Origin of the sequence: uncultured Caulobacter sp., assembly GCF_947036865.1 — a bacterium.
Classification (GTDB): Bacteria; Pseudomonadota; Alphaproteobacteria; order Caulobacterales; family Caulobacteraceae; genus Caulobacter.
Genome location: NZ_CAMQSF010000088.1, coordinates 1 through 5,935, shown reverse-complemented (window position 1 = coordinate 5,935; position 5,935 = coordinate 1). Strand labels below are relative to the sequence as shown.

Below are 5,935 nucleotides of genomic sequence, written 5' to 3'. Positions count from 1 at the left end.
TCCCGCCCGCGCGCCGAGCCCCGGCCCCGCCCTGGCCTCGGCCGCGAGCCGCCCGGGCGTCAATCCGGTGGCGGCGGCCCAGGCCAAGCTCGCCAAGGCCGTCGGCGCCTCGTCGTCCAGCGACGACTGGGAAGAGTTCTAGGCCCGCCGGGCCCGCTTGCTTCAGTACGCGTAAACCCCGTCCTCCGACGGGGTCTTTCTCCCCTCGAAACCCCTTGGCCCCGCCTTCCCCCGAGGCGGGGTCTTCTTCTTGCGCCGACGGAACCCGGCGGGCGCGCCAGCGCTGCACTAGGCGTGCTCACCTGGACCCTTCGCCTTGCCTCGTCTCGCCCGTAAGCCGTCCTTTCGCGGCGCCGCCTCGAACGTCGTCGACTGGGTGACGCTGGGAGTGCTGGGCGTCGCCACCCTGGCCCTGGCGCTGTCGTCCCGCCGCGCGCCCGACGCCGAGCGCCGCGCCAGCCGCTCGGCCGAACCCCTTGAGGCGATGTCGGAGCCCGGGCGCGGCCGCCAGGCCCGCACGCCGCGCCAGATCCCGGCGCGCGGCTGGAGCGACATCCTCAAGCGGACCGTCAAGGAATTTCGCGACGACCACGTCGCGCTGGTCGCGGCGGGCATGACCTTCTACGCCCTGCTGGCCTTCTTTCCGGGCCTGACGGCCTTCGTGGCCCTCTATGGCCTGTTCGCCGACGTCGCCGACGCGCGCCGGCAGCTGGAGGCCCTGGCCGGCGTGCTGCCGCCCGACACCGTGCGGTTCATCGGCGACGAGATGATCCGCGTCGCCAGCGCTCGGACCAGCGGCCTGACCTGGACCTTCGCGGTCGGCCTGCTGGTGGCGCTGTGGAGCGCCAACGGCGCGGCCAAGGCCTGTTTCCTGGGGCTGAACATCGCCTATGAGGAGACCGAGAAGCGCGGCTTCGTGCGGCTGACAGTCACCACCCTGGCCTTTACCCTGGGGGTTCTGGCCTTCGTGGTCCTGACCCTGGCCGTCAACCTGTCGCCGGCCTGGGGGTGGCTGCGCTGGCCCGCCCTGGCGGCCTGCGTCGCGGGCGGGGTCGCCCTGCTCTATCGCTACGGTCCGAGTCGCGATCCGGCCCAGTGGCGCTGGGTCAGCTGGGGCGCGGGCCTGACCACCGGCGCCTGGATCATGGGCTCGATCGGCTTTTCGCTCTATCTGTCGCGCTTCGCCCACTATGACCGCGCCTACGGCCCCCTGGGCGCGGTGATCGGCTTCATGATGTGGACCTATGTGTCGTCGCTGATCCTGCTGGCCGGCGCGGAGCTGAACGCCGAGCTGGAGCACCAGACCGCGCGGGACACCACCTCGGGCCCCGCTCTGCCGCTGGGCGCGCGCGGGGCCAGCATGGCCGACACGGTCGGCGCGGCGCAGTAGGGCCCGCCCCTCTCTGGCGGGCGGGGCCGACTTCATCCCCAGCGGGCCGACAGAAAGATGGCGGGGCTCCGTCTCGCGAAACCCCGCCACCTCAAGTCCGTTGGCGCGAACGCCGGATCTTGGCCCCTCGACCGGACCGCCGGCTTCCTAGGCCTGCATCGTCCAGCCTTCGACGCCCATGGCCGCCTGGCGCAGGGCTTCCGAGCGGGTCGGGTGCGGGTGGCAGGTGCGGGCCACGTCCTCCGAGGCGCCGCCGAACTCCATGGCCACGCAGTATTCGGCGATCATGTCGCCGACGTTCGGGCCGACCATGTGGGCGCCCAGGATGCGATCGGTCTTGGCGTCGGCCAGGATCTTCACGAAGCCGTCGGTCTCGTGGTTGATCTTGGCGCGGCTGTTGGCGAGGAACGGGAACTTGCCGACCTTGTAGGCGACGCCCGCGGCCTTCAGCTCGTCCTCGGTCTTGCCGACCGTGGCCACTTCGGGGCTGGTGTAAACCACGCCCGGAATGATGTCGTAGTTCACGTGACCGGCCTTGCCGGCGATCATCTCGATACAGGCCACGGCCTCGTCCTCGGCCTTGTGGGCCAGCATCGGACCCGAGGTCACGTCGCCGATCACCCAGATCCCGTCGACGCCGGTCTTGTAGTGGTCGTTGGCGATCATGCCGCGCTTGTCGGGGGTGATGCCGACGCTTTCCAGGCCCAGGCCCTGGGTGAACGGGCGGCGGCCGATGGCGACCAGCACGTAGTCGGCCTCGATCACTTGAGCCTCGCCGCCGGCGACCGGCTCGTGGGTCAGCTTGACGCCCTTGGCCGAGGCCGTCGCGCCGGTGACCTTGGCGCCCAGCTGGAACTTGAAGCCCTGCTTGGTCAGGATCTTCTGGAAGGCGGTCGCCACCTCGCTGTCGGTGCCCGGCAGGATGCGGTCCAGGAACTCGACCACGGTGACCTCGGCGCCGAGACGCTTCCAGACCGAGCCCAGCTCCAGGCCGATGACGCCCGCGCCGACCACGACAAGGTGCTTGGGCACTTCCGGCAGCGACAGGGCGCCGGTGGAGTCGACGATGCGCTTGTTGTCGATGGTCACGCCGGGCAGCGGGGTCGGTTCCGAGCCGGTGGCGATGACGATGTTCTTGGTCTCGAGCGTAGTTTCCGAACCGTCCTCGGCCTTGACCACGACCTTGCCAATACCTTGAGAGAATGGGCCGTCGATGCGGCCCCAGCCCTTCACGTAATCGACCTTGTTCTTCTTCATCAGGAACTCGACGCCCTTGGTCAGGGCTTCGACGCTCTCGGCCTTCTGGCTCATCATCTGGGCCAGGTTCAGCTTCGGCTTGACCTCGATGCCCAGCTTGGCGAATTCGGCGCCGGTCGCGGCGGCGTACAGTTCCGAGGCGTGCAGCAGCGCCTTGGACGGCATGCAGCCGACGTTCAGGCAGGTGCCGCCCAGCTTGCCGCGGCCTTCGACGATCGCGGTCTTCAGGCCCAGTTGGCCGGCGCGGATCGCCGCGTTGTAGCCGCCGGGACCGCCACCGATGATGACGACGTCATACTGAGCCATGGGTCTTCGCCTTCAGGACGCGCCGATAGCGGCGCCGGACAGAATATGGGGCCTCGCCGGCCCGTTTGTCAGACCTCTGGAGGCCGGTGTTCCTTAGAGGCAACGGGTCGAAAACGGAACCCGCTTTCGACGCCCTCCCCCTTGAAAAGCAAGGGAAATGGACGGCTCGGGCGCGGCGCCGCGACATCCCGCCGCGCGGGCGGCCACAAGCTTGACAAGAAGCCGCCTGGAGAGCGCCGCGGGTCCGTGCCGTCATAGGGACATGATCACGCCCGCCCGCCTCGCCGCCGCCCTCGCCGCCCTCGCCCTGATCGCCGGCGCCCCGCCGCGCGCGATGGCCAACACGCTGGTCCCCCTGGCCAGCGACAAGCCGGGCGACACCCTGGCGGTGTTCTATTCCGGCGACGGCGGCTGGGGTTCGCTGGACGCCGACGTGGCGCGCTATCTCGCCGCGAACGGCGTGCCGACGATCGGCGTCAACTCGCTGGCCTATTTCAGAACGAAGCGCTCGCCCGAGGGCGCGGCCGAGGACCTGGCCGCCGCCCTGCGCGAATACGGCGCGCTGTGGGGTCGAACGAAGGTGGTGCTGGTCGGCTATTCGTTCGGGGCCGACGCCCTGCCGGCGATCGTCCCGAAACTCCCCGACGACATCCGCGCCCAGGTGGGCCATCTGGTGCTGATCGGGACCGGCCCGCGCGGCGACCTGCATTTCCATCCGACCAGCTGGCTCAACATTCCCGCCCGGGATTCCTTTCCGGCCCGCCCGGCGATCACCGCCCTGACCGATCTGAAGATCACCTGCGTCTACGGGGCCAAGGAGCACGCCGACATCTGCGCCAGCCTGCCCGACGCGCAGGTCGCCAAGGTCCGCCTGCCCGGCGGCCACCACTTCAACGGCGACTATGCGAGCCTGGGCGACGTGGTGCTGAAGGCGATCCGGTAGGACGGAATATCAAGGCTTGCGACTGGACGCGTCAGCCGACCAGTCTTCGATCGTTAGACCCGTCACACGCGAAAATTCGCTGAAGTTCGAGGTAGCGAGCGTCCAGCCTCGGTTCGCGGCTTGCCCCGCGATCAAAACGTCATAGGGTCCGATCGGTCTTCCGGCCCGCTTGAGGTCGCTCCGGATCATGGCGGCCGCGAGCATGTCGCTCTCGTCTAGAGGTTCGATCGCAACGTCGGTCAGCACCGCCTTGGTCGCATTCCAACGACGCTTCGGGTCCGCGCTGACGAAAGCGCCATATTGCAACTCGTGATAGACGACAAGCGAGGCGACCAAGGGCCTTCCGGCTAAGATCTGCGCATCATAGCGCGCTCTCACCTCGGGCCGCCGGCCCCGAATGAGATCGATAATGACGTTGGTGTCGAGCGCGAGCGGGATCACCAGTCGAAATCGCGCTCTTGCATCGGCGGCTGCTCGCGATCGGGAAAATCAGCGCCGCCCAGAGCATCGATCCTCGCCCACATCGCCGCCAGATCCTTCGCGGTGCGGGGCGCTTTAGGTCCGACCGGTTCTAGGATGACCCTTTCGCCATCGCGCGTGACGTGGACCTCGGTCCCCTCGAAGCGGAACGCCTTTGGGAGACGAACCGCTTGGCTTCCGCCGTGCATGAAAAGCTTAGCTCGGGCCGAGGGCGTATCGAGCTTTCCCATGGAAGCATCCTGTATCTACGACCTGTAGATACACCATCGGACGCGATCATGAAAGCGGCGCCGGCAACCCATGACGCGCCGCGAGCCAGCGGGTGATCGGGCGGGCGTCGGTCAGGAAGGAGAGACCGTTGGCCGACAGGATCTCGCCGTGCGGGCCGGCGTCGGGCGCGGCTTCCGCGAGGATCAGGGTCGGGGCGTTCTGATGGTCCTCGCCCAGGCGTTCGACCAGGGCCGCGCGGGGGCGGGCGTAGTCGACGCGGACGATGTCCAGGTGGTCACGCAGCGCCGGGAACGCGGCCAGATAGCCCTCCATCATCGCGCAGTCGGGACAGAAGCGCCGCTGGCCGTCCTTGTCGAAGTCCATCGCCAGCAGATAGAGCGTGTCCTTGGCCATCATCCGTATCCTGAAAAGCAAACGGCCCCGGCTTGAACCGGGGCCGCGATCGCTGAATGGGCGTGAAGCCTAGAGCTCCAGCAGCAGGCGCTGCGGGTCCTCGATGGCTTCCTTGACCTTCACGAGGAAGGTCACGGCGCCGGCGCCGTCGACGATGCGGTGATCGTAGGACAAGGCGAGGTACATCATCGGGCGGATCTCGATCTTGCCGTTCACCACCATCGCCCGTTCCTTGATGGCGTGCATGCCGAGGATGCCCGACTGCGGCGCGTTCAGGATCGGGGTCGACATCAGCGAGCCGTAGATGCCGCCGTTGGTGATCGTGAAGGTGCCGCCCTGCATGTCCTCGATGGCCAGCTGGCCGCCGCGGGCGCGCTTGCCCAGGTCGCCGATGGTCTTTTCGATGCCGGCCAGGTTCAGGGCGTCGGCGTCACGGACGACCGGCACCACCAGGCCCTTGTCGGTGCCGACGGCGACGCCGATGTCGTAGTGGTTCTTGTAGATGACGTCCTGGCCGTCGATCTCGGCGTTGACGTCCGGGATCGCCTTCAGCGCCGCGACGCAGGCCTTCACGAAGAACGACATGAAGCCCAGCTTCACGCCGTGCTGCTTTTCGAACACGTCCTTGTACTGGGCGCGCAGGGCCATCACGGCGCTCATGTCGACCTCGTTGAAGGTCGTCAGCATGGCGGCGGTGTTCTGGGCCTCCTTCAGGCGGCGGGCGATGGTCTGACGCAGGCGCGTCATCTTCACCCGCTCCTCGCGCTCGTGCAGGGCGCGCGGAGCGGCCGGAGCGGCGGCCGGAGCCGGGGCGGCGGCGCGGGCCTCCAGGGCGGCCAGGGCGTCGCCCTTGGTCACGCGGCCGTCCTTGCCGGTGCCGGCGACCTTGGAGAGGTCGAGATTGTTCTCGGCGGCGATGCGGGCCGGGGCGTTTT

The 5,935-nt window shown here is 68.6% G+C and carries 8 protein-coding genes; 3 read left to right on the top strand and 5 right to left on the bottom strand.

The genetic code is table 11. The annotated features are described in order from the left end of the window. Together Q0V34_RS20650 and Q0V34_RS20645 are read left to right on the top strand one after the other, a co-directional pair. The coding region (locus Q0V34_RS20650; RefSeq protein WP_297516258.1) for a hypothetical protein at positions 1–142 on the top strand (142 nt) is incomplete at its 5' end. A gap of 174 nt (positions 143–316) precedes the next feature. Then, positions 317–1,390 carry a YihY/virulence factor BrkB family protein gene (locus Q0V34_RS20645; protein WP_297516255.1) on the top strand — a complete coding sequence of 358 codons (1,074 nt, stop codon included), beginning with the start codon at positions 317–319 and terminating at the stop codon, positions 1,388–1,390. 147 nt (positions 1,391–1,537) lie between these two features. Here the strand turns inward: Q0V34_RS20645 and lpdA are convergent, their stop codons facing one another. After that, a complete protein-coding gene (lpdA, locus tag Q0V34_RS20640) occupies positions 1,538–2,953 on the bottom strand; it encodes a dihydrolipoyl dehydrogenase (RefSeq protein WP_297516251.1) in 1,416 nt (471 codons plus the stop codon). 262 nt (positions 2,954–3,215) lie between these two features. On the opposite strand from lpdA, the gene Q0V34_RS20635 reads away from it, so the two are divergent. Next, positions 3,216–3,896: an AcvB/VirJ family lysyl-phosphatidylglycerol hydrolase gene (locus tag Q0V34_RS20635; protein ID WP_297516248.1), complete on the top strand. Its 681-nt coding sequence runs from the start codon at positions 3,216–3,218 to the stop codon at positions 3,894–3,896. A 9-nt stretch (positions 3,897–3,905) separates the two neighbouring features. On the opposite strand, the gene Q0V34_RS20630 is transcribed toward Q0V34_RS20635, so the two are convergent. The 4 genes from Q0V34_RS20630 to odhB all read right to left on the bottom strand — a co-directional run. Then, on the bottom strand, positions 3,906–4,337 hold the full coding sequence (locus tag Q0V34_RS20630; protein ID WP_297516245.1) for a type II toxin-antitoxin system VapC family toxin: 432 nt from the start codon (positions 4,335–4,337) through the stop codon (positions 3,906–3,908). Beyond that, positions 4,334–4,606, bottom strand: a complete 273-nt coding sequence (locus Q0V34_RS20625; protein ID WP_297516242.1) for an AbrB/MazE/SpoVT family DNA-binding domain-containing protein — start codon at positions 4,604–4,606, stop codon at positions 4,334–4,336. The genes Q0V34_RS20630 and Q0V34_RS20625 overlap by 4 nt, the downstream gene beginning before the upstream one ends. Before the next feature lie 46 nt (positions 4,607–4,652). Beyond that, positions 4,653–5,000 carry a DUF3088 family protein gene (locus tag Q0V34_RS20620; RefSeq protein ID WP_297516239.1) on the bottom strand — a complete coding sequence of 116 codons (348 nt, stop codon included), beginning with the start codon at positions 4,998–5,000 and terminating at the stop codon, positions 4,653–4,655. 69 nt (positions 5,001–5,069) lie between these two features. Continuing rightward, positions 5,070–5,935 (bottom strand): 2-oxoglutarate dehydrogenase complex dihydrolipoyllysine-residue succinyltransferase (gene odhB / locus Q0V34_RS20615; protein WP_297516236.1); only part of this gene is annotated, 866 nt, incomplete at its 5' end.

Excerpts from the sequence above, each read along its gene's own strand:
- lpdA (WP_297516251.1), bottom strand. The coding sequence starts at position 2,953 with ATGGCTCAGTATGACGTCGTCATCATCGGTGGCGGTCCCGGCGGCTAC.
- Q0V34_RS20635 (WP_297516248.1), top strand. The coding sequence starts at position 3,216 with ATGATCACGCCCGCCCGCCTCGCCGCCGCCCTCGCCGCCCTCGCCCTG.
- Q0V34_RS20625 (WP_297516242.1), bottom strand. The coding sequence starts at position 4,606 with ATGGGAAAGCTCGATACGCCCTCGGCCCGAGCTAAGCTTTTCATGCAC.
- Q0V34_RS20620 (WP_297516239.1), bottom strand. The coding sequence starts at position 5,000 with ATGGCCAAGGACACGCTCTATCTGCTGGCGATGGACTTCGACAAGGAC.